Raw genomic sequence first — 24,868 nt, 5'->3', positions numbered from 1 at the left:
GCTTGGCCGGCGACGGGGGCGCACCCGGTGCGGTCCGCGGCCTCGATGTTCTACATGCCGTATTTTCCCTGCCGGGCCGAGCTCGGGGAACGGCCCGCCGGGCCCTCCATGTCGACCGGGCTCGCCTGCGCCCGGGATCTCGATACCGCGCTCCTGAAGGGCATCTGGGAATGCGTCGAGCGCGACGCCTTCATGATCACCTGGATGAACCGGCTGCCGGTCCCGCGCGTCGACATCGCCTCGCATCCGGCACTCGCCCGGCTCCATGCCGAGCGGCTGCGGCGCGACGGGCTGCGCTACCTGCTGTTCCGGACGACGCTCGACCTGCCGATCGCCTCGTTCCTCTGCCTGCTGGTGGACGAGCGCCGCTCGCCGCCGATGATCTCGGCGGGCGGGGCGGCCGGGCTCGATCCGGTCGCCGCCGCGGCGAAAGCGATGACCGAGGCGGTGCAGACCCGGGAATGGGCGAAGTTCCTCGGGCGGAACGGCGCCCGCTTCGCCTTCGCGGAGGATTTCTCCGACATCCGCGACTTCGAGGACCATGTGGCGCTCTACGCCTATGGCGACCTCGGCCATGCGATCCGGTTCCTGCTCGAGGGGGATCGCGCAACCGCGGGTGACAGCTGGGAGAGCCGCGGCACCGGGGATGCGCGGCAGGACCTGCGGATCACCCTCGACATCCTGCGCGATGCGGGCCTCCGGATCGCGGCGCTCGACCTGACCGTTCCGGACGTCGCGGCCGCCGGCCTCCGGGTGGCGCGCGCGGTGATGCCGGATCTCCAGCCGCTCGACGCCGACTACCGGCACCGCTTCCTCGGCGGCTCCCGGCTCTACGAGGTGCCCGTGCGTCTCGGCTTTCGCGAAGGCCCGCCCCGGCTGGACGAACTCAACCCCTATCCCCATCCGTTTCCCTGAGGATCGGAGACCCCATGGCACCGCCGGACGATGTCGCGCAGGAGGGCCAGCCGCTCCGGCTGTCCGAGCTCTTCCACGAGAACAGCAAGCAGCGCCGCAACGACCTCGAGTTCAACCGGCGCATCTACATGGTGAACAACAATCCCGACTTCCACGTCCTGATGGCCCGGACCTTCAAGCATTATCCGGGGGCGGCGACCATCGCCCTGCCCGACGTGCTACCGGGGGCCGCCGCCGCGGGACCGGTGGCCGTTCTCGGCGCGCGGCGATCGGTCCGCCGCTTCGACGATCGGCCACTGGCGCTCGCGGAGGTCGCCACGCTGCTCCATCTCTGCGCCGGCCTGACCGGCAGCCTCGAGGACGGGCCGGTCGCGCAGCCGGTCCGCGCGGCGCCGTCGGCCGGCGCGCTCTTTCCGATCGAGACCTACCTCGCCGCCTCGCGCATCGAGGGGGTGGAGGCGGGGGTCTATCACTACCGGGTCGACCGGCACGTGCTGGAGCGCGTCTCGTCCCGCGCACCCGGCCCGGCGCTGGCGGAGGCCACCTTCGACGCGAAGCTCTTCGGCCAGGCCGCCGCGGTGCTGATCTTCGCCGGGGCCTTCGGCCGCTCGTATTTCAAGTATGGCGAGCGCGGCTACCGCTTCGCCCTGCTCGAGGCCGGGCATATCTGCCAGAGCGCGCTGCTCGCCGCCGCCGCGCTCGGGCTCGGCGCCACCCCGGTCGGCGGCTTCGTCGACGACGAGGTGAACGCGCTGCTCGACCTGGACGGCGTGGACGAGGCGGCGCTCTACATGGCGGCGGTCGGACATCCCCGCGCCGGGGAGGCGGAGCCCGACAGCGCCGAGGCGGCGGCGGCGCGCTTCCTGCGGACGCTCGCGGAGAACACCGGCGGCTGACGGCGGGGCGCGCGCAGGCTCAGGGCCGGCCGAAGACGTACTCCCGAAGATAGCGGTAGTGGTTCGGCAGCCGGCGCTCCTGCTCGGCGAGCCGCTCCGCCTTGCGGGCGCGGATCATCCGCGCCGCATTCTGCAGCTTGTCCGGGACCGGCGCCGCCTCGAAGTCGAACCCCATGCCGAGCAGCACCGCGAACCAGCTGATGTCGCGGAACATGAAGACCTCGTTCGTGCCGCGCGTCGCGCCGGTGGGCAGCAGCCGGCGGAAGACCTCGAGCCGTGCCGCCAAGGCCTCGGGCACATGGGTGCTCTCGGCCACCGCGCGCCAGAAGGCCGAATCCCGGCGCCGGGTCAGGCAGTAGTGCACGATGATGAAATGCAGGACGTCCTCGTAGAACTTGGTCATGTGGGCGTTGTAGCGCGCCACCGTCCGCGCATCGTAGACCCGGGCATCCAGCATGGAGCCCGCCAGCTCGATCCCGGTCTGGGTGATCGCGAGGCCGGTTGATTCCAGCGGTTCGATGAAGCCGCCGGCGAGGCCGATGGCGATGCAGTTGCCCGCCCAGCTCCGGTCGAGCTTGCCGGTCTCGAACCGCACCTTGTGCGCCGGGCCGACGTCGCGATCGCCGAGGCGCCAGTAGTCGCGCAGTTCCCGCTCGGCCTCCTCCTCGCTCAGGAAGGCGCTGGAATAGACATAGCCCGAGCTCATCCTTCCGTAGAGCGGGATCGACCAGATCCAGCCCGCCGACCGCGCCGCGGCCCGCACGTAGGGATGCAGTGCGGTTTCCTTGGCCGTACCCTCGGGATGCTCCATCCGGATCACCACGGCGCGGTCGCAGAAGAGCGAGCGGGCGTAGGAGTCGAAGCGGTTCTCGGGCGCCGCGGCGCGCATCAGCACGCGCCGGAACCCGGTGCAGTCGAGGAAGAGATCGGCCGCCACGCGCCGCCCGCCGTCGAGCAGCACGGCCTCGATTTCGCCCTCGGCGCCGCGCTCGACCGCCTGAACCGTCCCGATCACGCGCTCGACCCCGGGTGCGGCCTTGCGCAGAAACTCCCCCAGGAGGCCCGCGTCGATGTGATAGGCCACCTCGCGGAAGGCCGGCGCCCGGTTGCCGAGCGCGTTCAGCCGGAACGAGGGGAAGAACGCCTCGGCGAAGGATTGCCGCGTCCGGAACGCCGGATCGCCGGCCTGGTGCCAGTTCAGCCAGCAATGCCCGGCGTGAATGCCGACATCGACGTAGTCGAGGTATTCGAAGGGATGCCAATAGGCCTCGCCCTGCGCGCGCCAATCCTCGAAGAGGATCCCGGTCTTGTAGGTGGCGTCGCACAGCTTCATCCAGGCCTGCGGGTCCGGGAATCCGAGCCGGTCCATGAAGAGGGTCAGGAGCGGCACGGTCGCCTCGCCGACGCCGATGACCGGGATCGTGTCGGATTCGACCACCGATACCTTGAGGTCGGGAAACAGCCGCCCGAAATGCGCCGCGGCCATCCACCCCGACGAGCCCCCTCCGACGATGGCGATGGATCCGACGCGGCGCATGTACCGTCTCCGTTACCCACGACCGTATCCGACTTCCGCCTCCGGTCAAGGACCTGTCGAGGCGGGATCCGGCATGGAGACAGCCCCGGCACATGATGCCGGGCGGGGCGCCGGCCGGACACGCCTGCCGGCCGACGAGATCGACCGCATCCGTCCGTCCAAGTCGGGCAGTCGGACGGAAAGCCAGCCCAGGCGCTTGATCATATGGCTCGGGCGGCAGGATTCGGAGGCAAGGCGAAAAGTCCCGCAGAATCGACGCCGAACGCCCTGCGACCGGACCCGACGAGAAGAGGGTGCTGCAGGTGGGCGGCACCCTCCAATGCGACGGCGGGAGATCCGCGAGCGCGACCCCGCCCTGCAGGCGGTGACGCTGCTGCGGAACCTGCAGTTCACAGACCCTGACGCCTTCCCCGAGGACCGCGTCCGCCGCACGCTGGAGGCGGAGCGCGGGGCGCACTCCGCGATGCATCGGCTGCGCTGAGCGCGCTTGCCAGGGCGATGGGCACCGGGCCGGATACGCATCACCACGGATGCGGCGAACTGCGCGCCCGCGACGAGGCCGGCGACGGAGGCGCCGAAGCCGCGGGTTTCCGGGTCACATGCTGCGGCGGCCCCGGAAGGGCCGCGCCGATGACGAGGAAGCCGGCGAGCACGGGCGGCCATGATCCTGAACAGCGAAGGGCGGATGGCGGCCCATGCTCGCCGCGGCGTCCCCGGGCCGGCACTCGCATGGCTGCCCTTCGTTCAGACCCTACGCCCTTTGAATGCCGGCCTTGTCCGCGAGTGGGTGCCCATGCTCCCTAGGCGGGGACGGCTCCCGGCGTGGGCATCCGAGGGAGCTTCATTTCGGCGGCGACGCTCTCGGCGACGATCCTGGCCGTCGCGGCGGAAAGCGTCCAGCCGAGGTGGCCGTGGCCGGTGTTGTAGAACACGCCAGGCTTTTTGCCGCGCCCGACCCGCGGCAGCATCGAGGGCGTCATCGGCCGGAGGCCCGCCCACGGCGTCGCATGTTCCGTCGAGATGCCGGGGAAGTGCTTCTCGCACCACCCGACGAGCGGGTGGATGCGGTCGTGGCGGATGTCGCGGTTGGCGCCGCTGAACTCGGCGGTGCCGGCGATCCGGAAGCGGTCCTTGCCGAAGCGGCTGGCGACGATCTTCGCCCTGTCGTCGAGCAGGCTGATCCATGGCGCCGCCGCCTGGCTTTCCGCATCGTTGAGATGCACGGTGATCGAATAGCCCTTGACCGGGTAGATGTTCACCCGGTCTCCGAGCGCCGCCGCGATCGCCCGGCTGCGAACGCCGGCGCAGACCACGACGCCATCGAAATTCTCCTCGCCGCCGCTCGAGCTGATCCGCGCCCCGCCATCGACCGCCGCCACGTCGTAGACGTCGTTGCCGAAGCGCAGGTCGGCGCCGCGCCGGGCGCAGGCCGCGGCGAGACCCACCGTGAACTTGTGGATGTCGCCCGAGCTGTCGCTCTCGGTCAGGAAGCCGCCGACGAAATCGCCGTGCAGCGCCGGTTCGAGTTCATGGACCTCGGCCGGCGAAAGCTCGCGACGCAGGAGGCCGCCCTGCTCCAGCAGGCCGTTGACCATGCGGGCGTGGGCGAGGTCCTTCTGGTTCGAGTAGAAGTGCAGGATGCCGCGCCGCTCGAGATCGAAGTCGATCCCCTCGCGTTCCGCCATCTCGAAGAGAACCGCACGGGCGGCAATGGCGAGGCGCACGGTCTCGACGGTGTTCTTCTTGTAATTCGGGATGTTGGACAGGAACTCGGCCATCCAGCGCATCTTGTGCAGCGTCGGGGCGGGGTTGACGAGCAGCGGCGCGTCGGCCTGCAGCATCCATTTCAGGCCCTTCAGGACCGTGCCCCACTGGGTCCAGGTCTCGGCGTTCGAGGCGGAGAGCTGGCCGCCGTTGGCGAAGCTCGTCTCCATCGCGGCATAGCGATTGCGGTCGAACACGGTCACCTCGAACCCGCGGTCGAGGAGTTCGTAGGCGGTCGTCAGGCCGGTCACGCCGGCGCCGATCACGGCAACAGAGGTCATTTCATTCACTCCCAAGGCTCAGGGCGGTCGATGCCGCCATGCCCCCTCCGTGCCTTGGACCTGAGAGTTTCGCCCGTTGCCGGGCTTTCTCCTTCGGTGGGCCCTGCGGCCGCTTTCCGGAGTGCTGAGACCAGTGCCGGTCCTTGGACCTGAGAGTTTCCGGGGCGGTTGCTCCTTCGGCGGTGGGTCTCCCCACCTTCTCCCGGCACGGCCATTGCGTCAGCGGCGCTTACCTGATGATGCTGATTCGCGCAATCCTTTCGATGGCGTCAGGAAGCTGGATTCCCGCACCGCCGGATCGGGGAACCCGGTCGCTGCCGTTCGTCCCACCCCTCGGCCAACCCCACCGGGGCGTTGGAGGCGGGTAGAAACGGGCTGCCACGGATCATGTCGGCCGCCCGCTCGGCCAGCATGATCGTCGGCGCGTTCAGCTTGGCGTCCGGCTCGCTGGAGACGACCGACCAATCGACAACCCTGAGCCCGTCGAGGCCACGGATCGCCACGCTTCTCGCGCCGACAAGGCCTGCGACCGCTTCGACTGCCATGCCGCGATGCTGCGCCACAAGACGCTGGTCGGCCCGAGCCTCCGCTCGCGCCCCTTCGACCGCCAGAAGGCCGAAGCCGCCGTCGCCCTGCCCTGCATCGACCGCCTCGCCGCCCCGGGCATGACCCGGTGCATCAGGACCGGGTGACGAAAGCGGGGAAAGGGGGCGATCCGAGCCGCCCAGCTTCCATGCAGCAACGCCTCGAATCTGAGACAAAGCACTGATGTGGCGAGATTTTGGCGCTCGGGCCTGAACAGTCGATGAATCCTCTCGCGTCTGGACGCGGCAGGCCGTTCGCTGCAGAATCGCTGCAAAAACAGAAAGCCGCCCGACGTGGGCGGCCTATCAATCTCTTGTATTCATTGATAGATTCTGGCTCCGGCGGCAGGATTCGAACCTGCGACCAATTGATTAACAGTCAACTGCTCTACCACTGAGCTACGCCGGAACGCGCGACGGCCTATAGCAAGACGGTTTCGCCGCGTAAATGCCGAACCTTGCGGCCGGAAGCCCCTGTTGCACGCCGATTGGCGTGCTGCCGGGATCGTCGAGGCGATGAAGGCGGGAGCGATCGGCTCCGGGTGGTGCGCCGGCGGCAGTGGCAGTGGCACGTCCCGCACCCGCCCCGGCCGTTGTCGGCATAGGTCGCGCGGGCCGCCGCTGGAAGGACCCTCCCGCGGGATCGGCGTGATGGTCGCCCGGTCAGGGTCCCGTCGCGCGGACGCCCGGGTGCCTTGCACAGGGCCCTGCCGCGCGCTACCTATGCGGACACGCGGGCGTTGTGTAATGGTAAGACCCTAGCCTTCCAAGCTAGAGACGCGGGTTCGATTCCCGCCGCCCGCTCCATCCGCCCCCGCCCGGCGGCAGCAGCCGGTCGAGCAGCGCCGGCAGCGCGTCGTAATGCTCCAGCACCGCCTCCGGCTCCAGCCGCGCCACCGCCGCCCCCTCCGGACCGAATCCCACCAGCACGCAGGGCATGCCCGCGCCGCGCGCCGCCTCGCGGTCGGTGGTGGTGTCCCCCACCAGCACCGCGCGACCCGCGCTGCCGCCCGCCCGCGCCACCGTCTCCAGGAGGTGCCGCGGGTCGGGCTTGCGCACGTCGAGGCTGTCGGCGCCCAGCAGGGCGGCGAAGCGCCCCCCGAGACCCAGCGCCTCCAGCAGGCGCGCGGCCAGGGCATGGGGCTTGTTGGTGCAGACCGCGAGGGTCCAGCCCGCCGCGCCGAGCGACCCGAGCGCCGCCTCGGCGCCCTGGTAGAGCTCGGTCTCGACGCGCAGCCCCTGCCCGTAGAGCGCGAGCAGCCGGGGATAGAGCCGGTCGACCTGCGCGGGCTCCGCCGCGCCGTCGAGCCGCACGAAGCCTTCCCGCAGCATGGCGCGCCCGCCGGCGAAGGCCAGGGCGCGATCGGCCAGCGGGTCGAGCGGCCCCGGCCGCCCGGCCTCCGCGAAGGTCGCATTGGCCGCGGCGATCAGATCCGCCGAGGTATCGGCGAGCGTCCCGTCGAGATCGAAGACCGCGACGCGGCGGTCGGCGGTTTCCGGCCTTTTCATCCCTCTCCCTGATCCGGCAACAATTGAAACACTTTCTGATGGGCCGCGGCCTTTTCCCACGAAACGACCCCTGATAGAAGCGCTCTTGTCGCGTCGCGGAGTGAGTGTCCATGTCCATCGCCGTCATCCTTCTGGCCGCTGGCCAGGGAACCCGGATGAACTCGGACCACCCCAAAGTCCTCCACCCGCTCGGCGGCGTGCCGCTTCTGGCCCATGCCATGGCCACGGCCCGCGCCATCGAGCCCGAGCGCATCGTCGTGGTCACCGGCCACGAGGCCGCGCGGGTCGACGCCGCCGCCCGCGCGATCGACGACACGGTCCTGCTCGCCCGCCAGCCCGAGCAGCGCGGCACTGGCCATGCGGTGCTCCAGACCCGCGAGGCGCTCGCCGATTTCGACGGCGACGTGGTCGTGCTCTATGGCGACACGCCCTTCATCCGGCCCGAGACGCTGCGCAAGATGCTCGCGGCGCGGCGCGACGGCGCCAGCGTGGTGGTGCTCGGGTTCGAGACGGCCGATCCAGGCCGCTACGGCCGCCTCGCCTTCGGCCCCGATGGAACGCTCGAGGCGATCATCGAGGCGGAGGAACCCGCCCCCCGCGGCATCGGCGGGGCGGTGTGCAATTCCGGCGTGGTGGTGGCCGATTGCCGCACGCTCTTCGAGCTTCTCGCCGAGGTCGAGCCCGAGAGGACCAAGGGCGAATACTACCTGACCGCCATCGTCGGCCTCGCCCGGGCGCGCGGCCTCGCGACCGCCGCGATCCTCTGCCCCGAGGAGGAGACGCAAGGGGTCAATTCCCGCAAGGACCTCGCCGAGGCCGAGGCCACCTTCCAGCGTGCCGCCCGCCTCGCCGCAATGGCCAACGGCGCGACGCTGGTCGACCCGGCCACCGTCTGGTTCGCGCTCGACACGGCCCTGGGCCGCGACGTGACCATCGGCCCCAATGTCTGGTTCGGCCCCGAGGTCACCGTCGAATCCGGCGCGACGATCCACGGCTTCTGTTTCTTCGAGGGCTGCCACATCAGCCAGGGCGCCCAGGTCGGCCCCTTCGCGCGCATGCGCCCCGGCGCCGAGATCGCCGAGAACGCCAAGGTGGGCAATTTCGTCGAGATCAAGAACTCGATCATCGAGGCCGGCGCAAAGATCAACCATTTCAGCTATATCGGCGACGCGGATGTCGGCACGAAGGCCAATGTCGGCGCCGGAACGATCGTGTGCAACTACGACGGCGTCTTCAAGCACCGCAGCCGGATCGGCGCGCGCGCCTTCATCGGCTCCAACTCGGCGCTGGTCGCCCCGGTGGAGATCGGCGACGACGCGCTCGTCGCCGCCGGGTCGGTCATCACCGAGGACGTGCCCGGGGCGGCGCTGGCGCTGGGCCGCGGCCGGCAGGTCGTCAAGCCGGGGCTGGGGCTGCGGCTGATGGAGCGGCTGCGGGCGCTCAAAGCGGCAAAGGCAGGTGAATAATGTGCGGCATCGTCGGCATCCTCGGCAGCCATGAGGTCGCCCCGCTCATCCTCGAGGCGCTCAAGCGGCTCGAATACCGCGGCTACGACAGCGCCGGCATCGCCACGCTCAGCGACGGCCATCTCGACCGGCGCCGCTCGGTCGGCAAGCTCGTGGCGCTTTCCGACCTCCTGGTGCAGAACCCGATCCGCGGCCATTCCGGCATCGGCCACACCCGCTGGGCGACGCATGGGGCGCCCAGCGAGCGCAACGCCCATCCCCATCGCGCCGGGACCGTCGCGGTGGTGCACAACGGCATCATCGAGAATTTCCGCGAGCTGCGCGACGAACTGGCCGCCGAGGGCTGTGTCTTCGAGACCGACACCGACACCGAGGCCGTGGTCCAGCTCTGCGACCGCGAGCTGCGCGCCGGAAAGACGCCGCTCGAGGCCGCCCGGGCGACGCTGGCCCAACTCGAAGGCGCCTTCGCGCTCGCTTTCCTCTTCGAGGGCGAGGAGGATCTGCTGATCGCCGCCCGCCGCGGCTCGCCGCTCGCCGTCGGCCATGGCGACGGCGAGGCCTTCATCGGCTCCGATGCGCTGGCGCTGGCGCCGCTCACCAATCGCGTCACTTATCTCGAGGAGGGCGACCATGCCGTCCTGACCCGCGACTCGATCGCGATCTTCGATGCCGCCGGGCAGCCGGTCCGGCGCGAGATTGTCGAGGTTCCGATCGAGAATTTCTTCGCCGAGAAAGGCCCTTACAAGCACTTCATGGCAAAGGAGATGCACGAGCAGCCCACGGTGATCTCCGACGCGCTCGCCCGCTATGTCAGCGACGGCCGCGACCGTATCGAGATCCCGCCCGGAGTCGACTTCTCCCGCTGCGAGCGCCTGGTGATGGTGGCCTGCGGCACGGCATATTACGCCTGCCACGTGGCGAAATACTGGTTCGAGCGGCTGGCGCGCATCCCGGTCGAGATCGAGGTCGCCTCGGAATTCCGCTACCGCGAGCCGCCGCTGGGCGAGAATGCCATCGGCATCTTCGTCAGCCAGTCCGGCGAGACCGCCGACACCCTGGCCGCCCTGCGCTACGTGCGCGGCGAAGGCGGGCAGATCGTGGCGGTGGTCAATGTGGAGACCTCCACCATCGCCCGCGAGAGCGACGTGGCGCTGCCGATCCTCGCCGGCCCGGAGATCGGCGTGGCCTCCACCAAGGCCTTCACCTGCCAGCTCACCGTGCTCGCCGGCCTCGCCATCGCCGCCGGCCGCCAGCGCGGCACGCTCGATGCCGCCGAGGAGGCGCGCCTCGTCACGGTGCTCTGCGGCGCGCCCGGCCTGCTGGCGCGCGCCCTGGCGCTGGAGCCCCAGATCGCCGAGATCGCCAAGGACATCGCCAAGGCGCGCGACATCCTGTTCCTGGGGCGCGGCACCATGTATCCGCTCGCCCTGGAAGGCGCGCTGAAACTCAAGGAAATCAGCTATATCCACGCCGAAGGTTATGCAAGCGGCGAGCTCAAGCACGGGCCGATCGCGCTGATCGACGAGGATGTGCCGGTGGTGGTGCTCAGCCCCTCGGACGGCCTCTTCGACAAGGCGGTCTCGAACATGCAGGAGGTCATGGCCCGCGACGGCAAGGTGGTGCTGATCAGCGATTCCGCCGGGCTCGCCGCCGCGAACCACGGCGTCTGGCACAGCCTGCAGATGCCCGCCTGCGACCCTTTCGTCGCGCCGATCCTCTATGCCGCGCCGGCACAATTGCTCGCCTACCACACCGCTGTCCAGAAGGGCACGGACGTGGACCAGCCACGCAATCTGGCGAAATCCGTCACCGTGGAATGACCACCGGGGCCGAGGCGCTCGCCGCCCTGCACGCCGCCGCCGATCCCGCGCGGGCCGGCGAGATGCTGGCCTATCACAAGGCGCCGCGTGTCTATCTCGGTCTCTCCGTCCCCGTCATCGAGTCCCATGTCGCGGAATGGCGCCGCGAGGCGACGATCGCCGGCCGGGTCGCGCTGGCGGGCGCGCTCTGGGACAGCGACATCCACGAGGCGCGCATCGCCGCGGCGAAGCTGCTGATCCAGGCCAGGATTCCGGAAGCCGAGGCCGAGGTCTGGCGCGAGTTCCTGCGCTGGCTGCCGGGCTTCGACGCCTGGGCCATCGCCGATCACGCCTGCAAGGTGGCGGAGCGCCGGCTGGTCGCCCAGCCCGAACGCGTCGATACCGTCGAGAGCTGGACCCGGGACGATAACCGCTGGGTGCGGCGCGCGGCGCTGGTGGCGACCCTGCCCTGGAGCCGACACACCCATCCCGGCCCGGAGGATCGCGCCGCGCGCGAGCGCATCCTCGGCTGGGCCGCGACCTACGTCGCCGATCGCGACTGGTTCATCCAGAAATCGGTCGCCTGGTGGCTGCGCAGCCTCTCCGCCCACGACCCCGGCCGGGTCCGGGCCTTCCTCGACGGCCCCGGCCGCGACCTGCGCGCCTTCGCCCGCAGGGACGCCGCCCGACGGCTCGCCTGACCGCTCAGTTCGCCGGACCGCCCCGCCTTCCACCGGCACCGACACGTGCGAGGCGCTCGATGTCGTTGCGGATCGAGCGGATCAGGCGGTCGCGGTCGCAATTCCCCTCCTCCGCATCGCCGCCCGCCACCAGCGCATTCCAGATCGCGAACTTGATCAGGACCTCGCCCAGGTCGCGCGCCGGAACGGCGATCGCCTTCTCGGTCACCGCGCCCTCGAGCCGCTGCAGGGTCTCGATCTCGGCCGCGGCGGCCAGCGCCAGCGCCCAGGTTTCCTCGTGATCGGTGGCCTTCTCGCCGAGCAAGCCCCCGATCAGCATCAGATATTCGTGCAACCGCCCCAGATCCTCCGGCAGGGCCTCCGCCCCTTGGCGCAGCGCGCGCATCAGCCGGTTGTCGACCCTCGAATTCTGCATCACATCCATCCCAACCCCCATTCGGCATTTCCCGCCTCTCCTGGGCGCCAGTTATGCGCCACACGCACTGCGATCAATTCGCCGACTCGGTTAACGCGATCGCGGGATCGGGCTCAGGTCTCGGAATGGATCAGCCCCACGCCGATGCCGCGCAGCGCCGCGCTGATGCGGTCGAAGACCCCGAGCTTGAGATAGATCCGCCGCAGATGCGCATCGACGGTATGGGCCGAGATGCCGAGGATCTCGCCGATCGTGGAATTGCTCTTGCCCCGCGCCACCCAGGCCAGAACCTCGGTCTCCCGCTCCGAAAGGCTCGGCGGCGGCCCGAGCGTCGGCAGGAGCAGCGAGCAGTAGCGCAGATGCGCGAGCTGGCACACCCATTGGAAGTTGTTGACCCGGCCAGGCTCGAGCCGGGTCACCGTCGGAACGAATCCCAGCCCGAAATAGCCGTTGCGCCCGTGCGGACCGAAGACCTGCACCCCGAGGCCGCGCAGGAAATCGACGCGCCGGACGATGTCGAGGAACTCCTTCGCGACCGGCGTCAGATCCTCCGGCAAACTGACCTCGTCGAAATAGAACGGCTGGATGCTGCGCAGCCCGTGCTGCAGGATCGGATTCTGCTTGTAGAGCTTCTCCCCGACATAGCGATCGACCAGTTCCTCGGGCACGCCCATCGCGGCGACGTCCATCCGGTCCGCGTCGCGCGCGCCCATGGGCGGCAGGTGGTGATAGACCACCCTCTCCACTTCGCTGCCGCGGAAATATTCGGTGAGGACCTTCCAGAGCGCCGCTTGCTCGCGGACGGAGGCCAGCCGCGATTCATAGGATGCCAGATCCATCCGCAACGATCCCCCCAGGCGAACCATGCAATCAATACCATCGCGAGGCGATCACAACCAGCCGCTTGTCGGACAAATGGCTCCTCCCGCGGCCACATCAGCCGCGCAGGCGCAGTTCGCGCCGCTGGATCTTGCCCGTCGCGGTCATCGGCAGCGCATCGACGAAGACGACCGAGCGCGGCGCGAGATGCGGCGAGATCCGCGTCGCCACCCGCGCCGTCAGCGCGCCGGCGAGCCCCTCCTGCGCGGCACCGGGGCGCAGCACCACATAGGCCTTGACCGCCTCGGTCCGGATCGGGTCGGGCACGCCGACCACCGCAGCCATCGCCACGTCCGCATGGCCGGCCAGGCATTCCTCGATCTCCCCCGGCCCGATCCGGTAGCCCGACGAGGTGATCACGTCGTCGTTGCGCGCCCGGAAATGCACGTAGCCCTCCTCGTCCATCACCGCCTCGTCGCCGGTGCGCATCCAGTCGCCGGCGAACTTCTCGGCAGTGCGCTCCGGATCGTTCCAGTAGTTGAGGAACATCACCGGATCGGGCCGCCGCACCACGATCTCGCCCGGCTCGCCCGGCCTGAGGACATCGCCCTCCGGGCCGAGGATCGCCACCCGGTGCCCCGGCACCGCGCGGCCCGCCGACCCCGGCCGCACCTCCATGAGCCGCGCGCAATTGGCCAGCACCGCATTGCATTCTGTCTGGCCGTAGAACTCGTTGATGTTCAACCCGAAGACCCCCCGGCCCCAGTCGAGCAGCGCTCCGCCCAGCGCCTCCCCCGCCGAGGCGAGGCTGCGCAGCCCGCGCACCCGCTCGACCCCGGCCTGGCGCATCAGCTTCAGCGCCGTGGGCGGCAGGAAGCCGTTGCGCACCCCCTGCTCGCCGATCAGCGCCGCGGCGCGCTCGGGATCGAACTTCGCCATGCGATGCGCCAGCACCGGCACGCCGAACCAGAGCCCCGGCAGCAGCACGTTGGTCAGCCCGCCCATCCAGGCCCAGTCTGCCGGCGTCCAGAGGAAATCACCCTTCTGCCCGAGATATTCATGGGCCAGCTCGATCCCCGGCAGATGCCCGATCAGCACCCGATGCCCGTGCAGCGCCCCCTTGGGCTGCCCGGTCGTGCCGGAAGTATAGCTGATGAAGGCCGGATCCTCCGGCCCGGTCGATGCGGTCGGGCAGCGGTCGGCCGCCCGGCCCAGTTCCTGCCAGAATCCCTCCACCCCGGACTCGCGCCCGTCGATGGAGAAGATGCGGGCGAGATCGGGCAGCCGGTCGCGGATCGCGAGGATCTTGGGCAGGCCCGCCGCATCCGTGACCAGCGCCTTCGCGCCCGAATCCGCCAGCCGGAACGCCAGCCCGTCCTCGCCGAAGAGCGCGAAGAGCGGCACCACCACCGCCCCCAGCCGATAGGCCGCGAGATGGGTCAGCAGCGCCTCCGGGGTCTGGGGCAGCAGGAGCGCGACCCGGTCGCCGCGCCCGATCCCGTGCCCGGCGAAGGCATTGGCCAGCCGCTTCGAGGCCCGCGAGAGCTCGGCGAAGCTCCAGTCCCGCGTACTGCCGTCCAGGCGCAGGGAGCGCAGCGCCAGCCGGTCGGGCTCGGCCCGCGCCCAGACGTCGCAACAGGCCTCGGCGATGTTGAACCGCCGCACCCGCGGCCAGCGGAAGCCCGCCACGAGCGCATCCCACGAGCGCCCCGGCGTGATCGTCGCGCGGCCCGGTTCTCGCATGGCAAGTCTCCGTCTCGGAACCGTCCGATTTCCCTTCCGGCCACTGCGCCCGCGCCGCCCGACGGCGACCGCCGCGCTGGGCCAGAAGCGGTATAGCCGCACGCCCGCCCCGGCCCAAGCCGCATTCGCGCAAGTTCCCCCGACTTGAATAGTCGGGCATCGCCACTTAATCCTTTCTGCATGGAAACGCTCGCCATGACGCCACCGATGCGGCTCGTCGACCCCTTCGCGCGGGCGATCACCTATCTGCGCGTCTCGGTCACCGACCGCTGCGATTTCCGCTGCGTCTATTGCATGTCCGAGCACATGGAGTTCCTGCCCAAGAAGGAACTGCTGACGCTCGAGGAGCTCGACCGGCTCTGCTCGGCCTTCATCGGCCTCGGCGTGAAGAAGCTGCGCATCACCGGCGGCGAGCCTTTGGTGCGCAAGGGCATCATGACCTTCTTCCGCGCCATGGCGCGCCATCTCGACCGCGGCGCGCTCGAGGAGCTGACGCTGACCACCAACGGCAGCCAGCTCGGGCGCTTCGCCCGCGACCTCGCCGATTGCGGCGTCCGGCGGGTCAATGTCTCGCTCGACACGCTCCAGGCGGGGAAATTCGCCCGCATCACCCGCTGGGGAAGGCTCGCCCAGGTGATGGAGGGCATCGAGGCCGCGACGGCCGCCGGCCTCGCGGTCAAGATCAACACCGTCGCGCTCCGGGGCGTCAACGACGACGAGATCCACGACCTCGCCGCCTGGTGCGGCCGGCGCGGCTTCGACCTCACCTTCATCGAGGTCATGCCCATGGGCGATCTCGGCAACGAGGACCGGCTGGAGCAGTATTATTCACTGAAGGACCTGCGCCGCGACCTCGAGACCCGCTGGACGCTCGCCGACACGACCGAGCGCACAGGCGGCCCGGCGCGCTACGTCCGGGTGGCCGAGACCGGCGGCCGCATCGGCTTCATCACCCCGCTCACGCATAACTTCTGCGAATCCTGCAACCGCGTGCGCCTCACCTGCACCGGCCAGCTCTTCATGTGCCTTGGCCAGGAGGACGAAGCCGACCTGCGCGCGCCGCTCCGCGCCCATCCCGGCGACGACGCGCCGCTCACCGCCGCGATCACCGCCGCCATCGCGCGCAAGCCGAAGGGCCACGACTTCGACTATTCCCGCCAGACCGTCTCGGGCCAGGTCTCCCGCCACATGAGCCACACCGGCGGCTGACCGGCGGTCGGAAGCGCCCCGATCCGCGGCGGATTGCCCCGTGGCGAAGCAGCCGAGGCCTCGGCCAACCGGGCCAATGTCGCGCCGTTCCGGTTCCCCCGCCCGGAAGCCGGAATGCTCTTCGACGTCGATCCCGAGCTCGCGGTCGAGACCCGGGGCCGGTTCTTCGACATGCCCGCCACCGACCGGACGCCGGCGCCCATATGGCCTTCCCCGCCATCGGCCATGCAACCCCCGCCGGGAACGCCCATGCCTGGCTGCCCGAACCCTGGCACGACCGCTGACCGCCGCCGGCCCGGCCGAGTGGACGGCGAGCAGGGGCACCATGTCGTGACGTCGTATCCCCTGCCGCGCCGCTGCCCCGGCGATGGCGATGCCGCGGAGGTCTACCGGCAAATCCCGACGGAACTTCCCTGCATGCGTTGCCTGCATGGCTTGTGCATGCCGCGGCAGCCGGGCTAACGCACTGATGCCGCCAGCGCATGCGCCGGCCAGCGAGGACGCACGCCATGCCCGGAGCCCGATCGACCCTCACCCGTGGCGAGTGGGCGATCCTCGTCTTCACGCTGGCCTATGTCGCCGGCTTCACGGTGACCTTCCTGCTGCGCGGCAATTACGAGTTCATCGTCTACGTCGCCACCATGGCGCTGCTGATCGGCCTCGTCGGCTGGAACCTGCGCCGCGCCGCCTTTCCCGAGCCCATGCTCGCCGCCCTCTCGCTCTGGGGCCTCGCCCACATGGCCGGCGGCGGCATTCCCGTCGGAGATTCCGTGCTTTACTCGCTCCCGCTCATTCCAGTTCTCGGCACCGGCGAGATGACGATCCTCAAATACGACCAGCTCGTGCACGCCTACGGCTTCGGCGTCTCCGCCTGGGTGCTGTGGCATCTCATGGCGCACAACCACCCGACCCTGCGCGGCTCCCGGACCATCTACGTCTACCCGGCGCTCGCGGCCATGGGACTCGGAGCCGTCAACGAAATCATCGAGTTCGGCGCTGTTCTGATGGTGCCTGAAACCAATGTCGGCGGCTATTACAACACCCTGCTCGACCTCTGCTTCAACGCTTTCGGCGCCGTGCTCGCCATGGTCATCACCGCCCGCGTCGAGGCCGGCCGCACTGCCGCCCGGCCCTGAGAAACCTGCGCCGCAGCGATCTCGCCGAGGCGCGCCTGCACGGCCCGGACGCCGGCGCTGCCTTCGCGCGTCAAGGATCGTCCATCACCACGAAGCGCGAGCCTTCCCTGGCGGAAACCTGCGCCGCGAACATGAAGCGCACGCCGCGGGCGCCGTCCTCGACCGTGGGAAACGGCGCAGCGGGCGGCGGAGCACCCGTCTTCGCCGTCAGGACGGCGTCGGCGACCTCGGCATCGAGATTCGCGAAGGCCTCGCGATAGACCTCCGGATGGCCGGCCGGGGCGCGCGAGACGGCCTCGGCCGCCGGGCCGGCACCGAAGCCGCCGCGCCTCAGGATGCAGGTGGGCGCGCGCAGGGGGGAATGGAACAGATGGTTGGGATGCTCCCGTTGCCAGGCGAGCCGGCCCTTTTCGCCATAGACGGGGAAGGCGAGGCCGTTCTCGTTGGCGCAAATGCAGTCCGCCGTCAGCTTCTGTCTTGCTTTTGCTAGCCTGGAATGTTCCGGGTACGTTCGAAAGCACCTATTGCTTCTGCTGAAATGGAAAGTTCAGTCTATCCAATACGATAGTTCGGGCTCTCCCGCGTGATCTGCACGTCATGCGCATGGCTTTCGCGGTGGCCGGCGCCGGTGATCCGCACGAAATGGCATCCCGTCCGCATCGCCTCGATCGTGGCGTTTCCGGTATAGCCCATCGCGGCGCGCAGCCCGCCCACGAGCTGGTGCAGCACACCCGCCACCGCCCCCTTGTAGGGAACCTGTCCCTCGATCCCCTCGGGCACCAGCTTGTCGGCGCTGGCCTCCTTCTGAAAATACCGGTCGGCCGAGCCGCGCGCCATGGCGCCCACCGATCCCATGCCGCGATAGGACTTGAAGCTGCGCCCCTGGTAGAGGATCAGCTCGCCCGGCGCCTCGTCGGTCCCGGCAAGCATCGAGCCCACCATGGCGCAATGGGCGCCCGCCCCGATCGCCTTGGCGAAATCCCCGGAGAACTTGATGCCGCCGTCGGCGATGACCACATGGCCCGTCTTCGCCGCCTCCGCCGCGCAATCGACGATCGCCGTCATCTGCGGCACACCCACGCCCGCGACGATGCGCGTGGTGCAGATCGAGCCCGGCCCGATCCCGACCTTCACCGCATCCGCGCCCGCCTCGATCAGCGCGCGGGTGCCCGCGGCGGTCGCGACATTGCCGGCCACCACCTGGGCCGAGGGCGCATGCGCCTTCAGCCGCGCGACCGCCTCGCCGACGCTGCGGGAATGGCCGTGGGCGGTATCGATCACCACCACGTCGACCCCTGCCTCGATCAGCGCCACCGAGCGCTCGAAGCCCGCATCGCCCACCGTCGAGGCGGCGGCGACCCGCAGCCGGCCCATGTCGTCCTTGGCCGCCAGCGGGTTCAGCACCGCCTGCTCGATGTCCTTGATCGTGAGCAGCCCGGTCAGCCGCCCCCCCGCATCCACCACCAGGAGCTTCTCGATCCGCCGGGCCGCCATCAGGCTCTTGGCCTCGCCGAGATCGGCCGGCTCGCGAAGCATGGCGAGATTGTCCGAGGACATCATCACCCGCACCGGCGTCGCGTCGTCGGAGGCGAAGCGCATGTCGCGGTTGGTGACGATCCCGAGCACCACGCCGGCCTCGTCCACCACCGGAAAGCCGGTGATGCGGTAGCGCGCCTGCAACGCCTTGGCATCCGCCAGCGTCTGATCCGGCGAAAGCGTCACCGGGGCATAGACCACGCCCGAGACGAAGCGCTTGACCGCCATCACCTCCGCCGCCTGGGCCGCGACGTCCAGGTTGCGGTGGATCACCCCCAGCCCGCCCGCCTGGGCCATGGCGATGGCCATGCGCGCCTCGGTCACCGTGTCCATCGCCGCGCTGATCAAGGGAATGTTGAGCGCGATCTCCGGGGTCACGCGGGTCTGGGTATCCGCCCCGCCCGGCAGAACCTCCGACGCGCCCGGAACCAGCAGCACGTCGTCGAACGTCAGCGCCTCGCGCAGCTCCATGGCCCGTCTCCCGCAACTTCCAGCCGAGTTGCGCCGTCCTATTTCATGGACCGCCGGGAATGGGAAGCCCGCGCCGCGCAGCGCCCGAAGCCGCCGGCCCGATGGCCCGAAAGCGCGGCATCCGCAGGGTCGCCTTCCAGTCGCTCAACCGCTGCCCCGGGCCTCGGATGCGTTTCGGAACCCCGTGGCAACGAGATACTTCTCCGAGCTGTCCTTCCGGCTCGCCGGCGGCTTGACATGCACCACCTTGGCGAAGGCCCGGTTCAGCTGCGCCACCAGCGCGGCTTCCGCGCCGCCCGCCAGCACCTTGGCGAGAAAGGTGCCGCCGGGCTCGAGCACCGCCATGGCGAATTCCGCCGCCGCCTCGCAGAGCGCCATGATCCGCAGGTGATCGGTGGCGGGATGGCCCGAAGCCGCCGCCGCCATGTCCGACATGACCACGTCGGCACGGCCGTCCAGAAGCTCCCTGACGGCCACATCCGCATCCTCGTCGAGAAAGTCGAGCTGCATCAGCTCCGCCCCCGCGACCGGCTCGACCGGCTGGAGGTCGATGCCGATCACCCGGCCGCGCGGCTTGCCCGGCGCGGCGCCGAGCACGTTCGTCCGCGCCACGGCGACCTGGGTCCAGCCGCCGGGGGCGCAGCCGAGATCGACCACCCGCGCCCCCGGCACGAGGAAGCGGAAGCGATCGTCGATCTCCGCGATCTTGTAGGCGGCACGGCTGCGGTAGCCCTCCGCGCGGGCGCGCGCCACATAGGGATCGTTGAGCTGCCGCTCGAGCCAGCGCGTGGAGGAGAGCTTGCGCCCCTTGGCGGTCTTGACCCGCACCCGCAGGTCGCGCCGGCCGCGCCCCGACCCCGGCGGCGTGGACTTGGTCATCGGCGCTCCGTCCGAACCGCGAGGAACGGCGCCGCAATCCCCGCCCGCCCGCCAGACGACCACTGCCCGCGCTCCCCGAGGCGCATGACCGGACGCGATCTCACTCGGGCCGAACCCCGCCGGCGAAGGCGCCCTTCGCGCTCATCATCGCGAAGAGCATGCCCTCGCGCAGCCCGCGATCGGCCACGCGCATCGATTCCGTCGGCCAGATCCGCAGGAGCGTCTGCAAGATCGCCACCCCCGACATGATCAGCTCCGAGCGGTCGCGCCCCAGGCCGATGTCGCTGCGCCGCCCCATGGGACCCAGCTTCAGGAACTGCGCGATGACCTGGTCGATGGCCCGCGAACTGAGGTGCATCCCGTCGACCTTCCGCCGGTCGTAGCGCTTCAGCCCCAGATGCGCCGCACCGACCGTCGTGACCGTCCCGGAGGTCCCGATCATCTGGAACCCACCGCGCGCGCCGCCCGCCAGATCCTCCAGATAGGGCTTGAAGCCGGTGATCTGCTCCTCGAAATACCACGACATCAGCGCGAACCGCGCACTGTCGTCGGCCACGTCGGCATAGCGGTCATGCAGCGTCGCCACCCCCAGCGGCACCGAGATGAAATCCACGATCCGCGCACGATCCGCCGCCGCGCCGCCACCGGACATGCGCAGGTTCACGATCGCCTGCGGACGCGCCTCGGGCGCGACATGCGAAAGGTCGAGCCAGACCAGTTCCGTCGAGCCGCCGCCGATGTCGAAGACCAGCACCTGTTCCGAACTCGGTGCCACCAGCGGCGCGCAGGAGATCACCGCGAGCCGCGCCTCCTCCTCCGGCCGGATCACCTCGAGCTCCAGCCCGGTCTCCCGCGCCACGGTGGCAAGGAAGTGGTTGCCGTTGCGTGCCCGCCGGCAGGCCTCCGTCGCGACCAGCCGCAGGTTCTTCACCTGATGGCGGCGCAGCTTCTCGGCGCAGATCTCGAGCGCGGCGAGCGTCCGACCGATCGCGCCCCGGGACAGGTGCCCCGTCCGCTCCAGCCCGTTCCCGAGCCGCACGCATTTCGCGAATGCGTCCACGACACGAAAATGCCCGCCTTCGGGCAAGGCGATCAGCATCCGGCAGCTGTTCGTGCCCAGGTCCAGGGCGGCAAACAACTCCGGGTCCGACTGCGCAGGCAAACTGCTGCGACGCCTCGACGCCAGCGCGATACTGTCCTGCGCAGCCTCCGAGAGGTCCTGCGCCATGCAACACGATCCGATGATTGCGGAGGGATCCGCAAGCTTGCGTGAAAGTTACATGACGCCCGTCCGCGAAGCAAGGATCGCAGCGCGCGGCGCTACCGCGCTCGATCCCCCGCCACATGCTCCGGCTTGCCCCTGCGCGGCGTTGCGGCGAGTTCCTCCAGTTCGGCCTCGGTCATGTTGTCATACATCTCGCGCGACGCCCCCTTGAGATCGCTCCTCTCGGCCTCGCCGCGCTTGGCGGCCAGCGCCGCGCCCGCAGCCTTCTGCTGCGCTTTCGACCTGGCAGGCATCGTCTCTTCTCCCTCTTGCGGCCGGGACCGTCCCGACTGCCGGGATCAACGCACCAGCTCCAGATCGGTTCTCCCTGCTGCGCAACCAGCGCGACGGGTCAGTCCTTGCGCGGCCCTGCTCGGGGAAACGGAATCCGGAGGGCTCGGCGCGTCTTGCGACGGGGAGAGCGAATCGCATCATCGCCCGCGCCAATGGGAGGCGCCCCGCCCGCGTCGCGCCGCGTTCGGTGACCTGCTCGTCCCAACTCTCCTTGCAGGCGAGCCCTGGCCCACGCGACACTCACGAAATTCTTGCGGATGCATCGTCAACGATGAGTAATTCCCTCCTTGCAACGAGGACAAAACGGAGTTAACCGATCAACTGGAGGGGAAACGACTCACTAGGATAGAACGCCGAAGACGCTTCATTGCTTGTATTAGCAAGAAGCCTCAACTGCATTGCGAACAAAGATTTTTCGCGCCGTCAAGGCAGTTCAAGAATCCCGGTAGAATGACCGCTCGACTGATGATCGGCAGAAACCCCATGCAACGCATGGCGCGTATTGCACTGTCCTGCCCAGAACCGCGAAGGAGATGATTGTGGCGACGATACCCGGCACTTCCGCCAACGAGACCCTTACTGGCGACATCGACGGTCCGAACACCGACGACACCTTCCTGCTGCAGACCGGCGGTTCGGGCGACAACAACGGCCTCGACCAGTATTTCGGCGGTGGCGGCTACAACCGTATCCTCGGCGGTTGGTCCTACGACGTCCTGCACGTCCTGAACAATCTCGCGAATCTCAACGGCAGTATTGACGAGATCGACGGCGGCGACGGCCAGCCCGGCTACAACACCATCCTCGCCACCACTGGCAACGACACGCTCGATTTCTCCGGCATCGTGGTCAAATCCTTCGTGATCGACGGCGGCAAGGGGAACGACACCATCACCGGCACCTCCGGCAACGACCACATCCGCGGCGGCGAGGGCAACGACACGCTGAACGGCCGTGACGGCGACGACACCTTCTACCTGATCACCGGCGGCAACACCAACGGGCTCGACCAATACGACGGCGGCAGCGGCCACAACCGGATCGTCGGCGGCTGGTCCTACGACACGCTCAACGTCACCAACCACCTGGCGAATCTCGTGGGCATCCAGGAACTCGACGGCGGCGACGGCACGCTCGGCCGCAACGTGATCCGGGCCAAGCCGGGGGTCCACGACACGCTCGACTTCACCGGCTACACGATCAAGAACTTCGACATCGACGGGGACAACGGCAACGACACGATCACCGGCTCCGCCGACGACAACCGCATCATCGGCAACACAGGCAACGACAAGCTCGACGGCGCGGAGGGCAGCGACACCTATCTCGTCGGCAGCGGGCACGGCGCCGACACCTTCACCGACAGCGGGTCGGCGGGCGACACCGACCGGGTCGTGGCAACGGCCACCGGCGTCAGCATCGGCGTCTCGGCCATCTCCGGCATCGAACTGATCTCGGCCGGCGGGAAGGCAGGCGTCACCGTCGTGGGCACCGCCGACCACCAGATCCTCGACTTCTCGAACGTCGCCTTCGACGGCATCGGCGTGGTCGACGCCCTCGGCGGCAACGATGTGATCACCACCTCCGACCAGACCGCCGGCCAAGCCTATCGCGGCGGCGCCGGAAACGACACCTTCAACCTCGGCGGCGCCGACACGGTCCTGCGGGTCTCGGCCGCCGACGACGGCGGCTACGACACCTTCTCCGGCAACACCGCCGGCGCGACGCACCGCATCCTCGCGGAGAACGCCGGCACGCAGATCGGCATCGGCAAGGACTATGCCAATGACGTCGACATCATCGACGGCAACGGCAAGGCGAACGTGACCATCAACGGCTCGAGCGGCCACCACAACGCCTGGGATCTCTCCGCCACCAAGCTCCTCGGCATCAAGGAAGTCGCGACCGCGGGCGGGAACGACGAGATCCGCACCTCCAGCGACAGCGACGCCGCCGGCGGGCAGGCCTACCGCGGCGGAACGGGCCACGACGACTTCATCTTCGGGACACAGGATACGCGCCTCCTTGTCTCCTCGGCGGACAATGGCGGCTACGACAGCTTCTCCGGCAATACCGCCGGCGCGCTCCACACGATCGTCGTCGAGGACGCTGGCACCGAAGTCGGGATCGGCAAGACCTACGGCGGCACCGACAGCGTCGACACCATCGACGCCACCGGAAAGGCGAACGCCTCCATCGTCGGCTCCTCCGGTTCCCACGACAACTGGGACCTCTCCCGCACCGAGTTCAAGAACGTCTCCATGGTCGCGATGGGCGGGGGCAACGACAAGGTGCAGACCGCACTGGCCTCGGGCAACCACATCACCTACGACGGCGGCGCCTATTCCGGCGACAAGCTGACCATCTCGCTCACCGCCGCGCAGGCGGGCAACGTCACCCTGATGACGCAGATCGCCGCTCTGACCCCCGGATCGGGCCTCAACGGCAACCTGAACGCGGGCGGCGTCGACATGACCGTCCAGAACTGGGAGAGTTTTGCGGTCGCGGTCGAACTGGGCGGCTCCTTCGAACCGCTCAACATCCTCTTCGGCACCTCGAACCACCAGAACGGGGTGAACACGCCGGTCCTCTCGGTCCCGGCAGCGAAGGTCAACGAATCCTGGGCGATCTTCGGGCTGGGAGGCGATGACATCATCATCGGCGGCAACAAGGCCGACTTCATCGACGGCGGCGGCGGCACCGACACCATGAACGGCGGCGGCGGCGACGACACCTTCTTCGCGACGGCGCCGACCTCGCAATATGGAGACAAGTACGACGGCGGAAGCGGCTTCGACACCATCGTCACCGGCGACGGCAGCGACATCGTGATAAGCTCCCTCACCGGCATCGAGGAAATCGGCGCCAACGGATTCGGCGACGTCGATCTCGTGGGCAGCAACTCGGTGCACGTCACGCTCGACCTCGCCGGCGTGAAGCTCACCGGCATCGCGGAGGTCTATGGCGGCACCGCCAACAACACGATCTGGACATCGAACCTGACAGCCGACCAAGCCTACCGCGGCGGCAAGGGCAACGACACCTTCCACTTCGGCGACGAGGACACCATCCTCCTCTACTCGTCCGCCGACAACGGCGGCTACGACGGCTTCGCCGGCAACACCGCCGGCGCGACCCACAGGATCGTCGCCGAGGACGACGGCACCCAGATCGGCATCGCCACCAACTACGGCGGCTCGAACAGCGTCGACATCATCGACGGCGACGGCAATGCGAACGTCTCGATCCTCGGCGCCGACAGTGCACACAACACCTGGAACTTCTCGGGCACCGAATTCGCCGACATATCCCTGGTCGCCACCGGCGGCGGCAACGACGTCGTGCAGACGGCGCTGATGACGGCGGGCGGCCCCATCACCTACGACGGCGGCGCCTACGCCGGCGACCACCTGACCATCTCGCTCACCGCCGCTCAGGCGGGCAACGCCGCGGTCCAGGCGGATCTCGCCGCCCTCACCGCCGGCTCCGGCGCGAACGGCAGCGTGGACGAGGGCGGGCTGAACCTCACCGCCACCGGCTGGGAGATCATCGACTGGGTCGTGGTCTGACCGACACCGGCGGGGTGCGCCAAACCCTCGCGCCCCGCCGCGCGATCAGGTCAGCGGTGACCTGACCCGCCGGGATATCCC

General features: G+C 69.4%; 21 protein-coding genes, 2 tRNA genes and 1 riboswitch. Of the genes, 11 read left to right on the top strand and 12 right to left on the bottom strand.

Annotation, left to right across the window (positions count from 1 at the left end; translation table 11 throughout):
- Together V7050_RS04605 and V7050_RS04600 are read left to right on the top strand one after the other, a co-directional pair.
- Positions 1-915 (top strand): YcaO-like family protein (locus V7050_RS04605; RefSeq protein WP_324410319.1); only part of this gene is annotated, 915 nt, incomplete at its 5' end.
- Between the two features lie 14 nt (positions 916-929).
- A complete protein-coding gene (locus V7050_RS04600) occupies positions 930-1,811 on the top strand; it encodes a SagB/ThcOx family dehydrogenase (RefSeq protein WP_324367518.1) in 882 nt (293 codons plus the stop codon).
- A 19-nt stretch (positions 1,812-1,830) separates the two neighbouring features.
- Here the strand turns inward: V7050_RS04600 and V7050_RS04595 are convergent, their stop codons facing one another.
- The gene (locus tag V7050_RS04595) at positions 1,831-3,348 is read right to left on the bottom strand and encodes a tryptophan halogenase family protein (protein WP_324367519.1); all 1,518 of its coding nucleotides are present in this window, start codon (positions 3,346-3,348) and stop codon (positions 1,831-1,833) included.
- A gap of 319 nt (positions 3,349-3,667) precedes the next feature.
- Here V7050_RS04595 and V7050_RS04590 point away from each other — a divergent pair, with 319 nt between their 5' ends.
- Positions 3,668-3,829 carry a hypothetical protein gene (locus V7050_RS04590; RefSeq protein ID WP_324367522.1) on the top strand — a complete coding sequence of 54 codons (162 nt, stop codon included), beginning with the start codon at positions 3,668-3,670 and terminating at the stop codon, positions 3,827-3,829.
- Positions 3,830-4,148: 319 nt separating this feature from the next.
- Here the strand turns inward: V7050_RS04590 and V7050_RS04585 are convergent, their stop codons facing one another.
- Together V7050_RS04585 and V7050_RS04580 are read right to left on the bottom strand one after the other, a co-directional pair.
- Positions 4,149-5,393, bottom strand: a complete 1,245-nt coding sequence (locus tag V7050_RS04585) for a D-amino acid dehydrogenase (RefSeq protein ID WP_324367523.1) — start codon at positions 5,391-5,393, stop codon at positions 4,149-4,151.
- Between the two features lie 127 nt (positions 5,394-5,520).
- A riboswitch (glycine riboswitch) is annotated at positions 5,521-5,608 on the bottom strand.
- Between the two features lie 54 nt (positions 5,609-5,662).
- Complete coding sequence (locus tag V7050_RS04580) at positions 5,663-5,938, bottom strand: GMC oxidoreductase (RefSeq protein ID WP_324410317.1); 276 nt, start codon at positions 5,936-5,938, stop codon at positions 5,663-5,665.
- Positions 5,939-5,944: 6 nt separating this feature from the next.
- Here V7050_RS04580 and V7050_RS04575 point away from each other — a divergent pair, with 6 nt between their 5' ends.
- Entirely contained in the window at positions 5,945-6,085 is a 141-nt protein-coding gene (locus tag V7050_RS04575) for a hypothetical protein (protein ID WP_324367527.1), read from the top strand.
- Between the two features lie 226 nt (positions 6,086-6,311).
- Here the strand turns inward: V7050_RS04575 and V7050_RS04570 are convergent.
- Positions 6,312-6,386, bottom strand: a tRNA-Asn gene (locus V7050_RS04570).
- A gap of 324 nt (positions 6,387-6,710) precedes the next feature.
- Here V7050_RS04570 and V7050_RS04565 point away from each other — a divergent pair.
- Positions 6,711-6,784: transfer RNA gene (locus tag V7050_RS04565), tRNA-Gly, on the top strand.
- On the opposite strand, the gene V7050_RS04560 is transcribed toward V7050_RS04565, so the two are convergent.
- Entirely contained in the window at positions 6,749-7,486 is a 738-nt protein-coding gene (locus V7050_RS04560) for an HAD hydrolase-like protein (RefSeq protein ID WP_324367529.1), read from the bottom strand. The genes V7050_RS04565 and V7050_RS04560 overlap by 36 nt on opposite strands.
- Positions 7,487-7,596: 110 nt before the next feature.
- On the opposite strand from V7050_RS04560, the gene glmU reads away from it, so the two are divergent.
- Genes glmU through V7050_RS04545 form a run of 3 tightly spaced genes read left to right on the top strand, consistent with a single transcriptional unit; the run spans position 7,597 to position 11,452 of the window.
- Positions 7,597-8,952 carry a bifunctional UDP-N-acetylglucosamine diphosphorylase/glucosamine-1-phosphate N-acetyltransferase GlmU gene (glmU, locus tag V7050_RS04555; RefSeq protein ID WP_324367531.1) on the top strand — a complete coding sequence of 452 codons (1,356 nt, stop codon included), beginning with the start codon at positions 7,597-7,599 and terminating at the stop codon, positions 8,950-8,952.
- Positions 8,952-10,772 carry a glutamine--fructose-6-phosphate transaminase (isomerizing) gene (gene glmS / locus V7050_RS04550; protein WP_324367532.1) on the top strand — a complete coding sequence of 607 codons (1,821 nt, stop codon included), beginning with the start codon at positions 8,952-8,954 and terminating at the stop codon, positions 10,770-10,772. Before glmU ends, glmS begins: the two co-directional genes overlap by 1 nt.
- A complete protein-coding gene (locus V7050_RS04545) occupies positions 10,769-11,452 on the top strand; it encodes a DNA alkylation repair protein (RefSeq protein ID WP_324367534.1) in 684 nt (227 codons plus the stop codon). Before glmS ends, V7050_RS04545 begins: the two co-directional genes overlap by 4 nt.
- Before the next feature lie 4 nt (positions 11,453-11,456).
- Here V7050_RS04545 and V7050_RS04540 read toward each other — a convergent pair whose 3' ends face one another.
- The 3 genes from V7050_RS04540 to V7050_RS04530 all read right to left on the bottom strand — a co-directional run bounded on the left by V7050_RS04540 (position 11,457) and on the right by V7050_RS04530 (position 14,429).
- Positions 11,457-11,867 carry a hypothetical protein gene (locus tag V7050_RS04540; protein ID WP_324367536.1) on the bottom strand — a complete coding sequence of 137 codons (411 nt, stop codon included), beginning with the start codon at positions 11,865-11,867 and terminating at the stop codon, positions 11,457-11,459.
- 113 nt (positions 11,868-11,980) lie between these two features.
- Positions 11,981-12,706, bottom strand: a complete 726-nt coding sequence (locus V7050_RS04535) for a helix-turn-helix transcriptional regulator (RefSeq protein WP_324369439.1) — start codon at positions 12,704-12,706, stop codon at positions 11,981-11,983.
- A 97-nt stretch (positions 12,707-12,803) separates the two neighbouring features.
- On the bottom strand, positions 12,804-14,429 hold the full coding sequence (locus tag V7050_RS04530; RefSeq protein WP_324369441.1) for an AMP-binding protein: 1,626 nt from the start codon (positions 14,427-14,429) through the stop codon (positions 12,804-12,806).
- 195 nt (positions 14,430-14,624) lie between these two features.
- On the opposite strand from V7050_RS04530, the gene moaA reads away from it, so the two are divergent.
- Together moaA and V7050_RS04520 are read left to right on the top strand one after the other, a co-directional pair.
- On the top strand, positions 14,625-15,638 hold the full coding sequence (gene moaA / locus V7050_RS04525) for a GTP 3',8-cyclase MoaA (RefSeq protein ID WP_324369442.1): 1,014 nt from the start codon (positions 14,625-14,627) through the stop codon (positions 15,636-15,638).
- A gap of 509 nt (positions 15,639-16,147) precedes the next feature.
- Positions 16,148-16,774, top strand: coding sequence for a DUF2238 domain-containing protein (locus V7050_RS04520; protein WP_324369444.1), 627 nt, complete (start codon positions 16,148-16,150; stop codon positions 16,772-16,774).
- A gap of 552 nt (positions 16,775-17,326) precedes the next feature.
- On the opposite strand, the gene guaB is transcribed toward V7050_RS04520, so the two are convergent.
- The 4 genes from guaB to V7050_RS04500 form a co-directional block, all read right to left on the bottom strand.
- Complete coding sequence (gene guaB / locus V7050_RS04515; RefSeq protein ID WP_324369446.1) at positions 17,327-18,781, bottom strand: IMP dehydrogenase; 1,455 nt, start codon at positions 18,779-18,781, stop codon at positions 17,327-17,329.
- A gap of 144 nt (positions 18,782-18,925) precedes the next feature.
- Positions 18,926-19,660: an RlmE family RNA methyltransferase gene (locus tag V7050_RS04510; protein WP_324373789.1), complete on the bottom strand. Its 735-nt coding sequence runs from the start codon at positions 19,658-19,660 to the stop codon at positions 18,926-18,928.
- A gap of 100 nt (positions 19,661-19,760) precedes the next feature.
- Complete coding sequence (locus tag V7050_RS04505; RefSeq protein ID WP_324368819.1) at positions 19,761-20,888, bottom strand: Ppx/GppA phosphatase family protein; 1,128 nt, start codon at positions 20,886-20,888, stop codon at positions 19,761-19,763.
- Between the two features lie 92 nt (positions 20,889-20,980).
- On the bottom strand, positions 20,981-21,178 hold the full coding sequence (locus V7050_RS04500) for a DUF3008 family protein (RefSeq protein WP_324368820.1): 198 nt from the start codon (positions 21,176-21,178) through the stop codon (positions 20,981-20,983).
- A 579-nt stretch (positions 21,179-21,757) separates the two neighbouring features.
- On the opposite strand from V7050_RS04500, the gene V7050_RS04495 reads away from it, so the two are divergent.
- On the top strand, positions 21,758-24,787 hold the full coding sequence (locus V7050_RS04495; protein ID WP_324368821.1) for a beta strand repeat-containing protein: 3,030 nt from the start codon (positions 21,758-21,760) through the stop codon (positions 24,785-24,787).
- Positions 24,788-24,868 lie beyond the last annotated feature (81 nt).

It is taken from the genome of Amaricoccus sp. (assembly GCF_036846665.1).
In the GTDB taxonomy this organism is placed as follows: Bacteria; Pseudomonadota; Alphaproteobacteria; order Rhodobacterales; family Rhodobacteraceae; genus Amaricoccus.
Note: the sequence above shows the minus strand (reverse complement) of the source record. Positions and strands in the feature narration are given on the sequence as shown.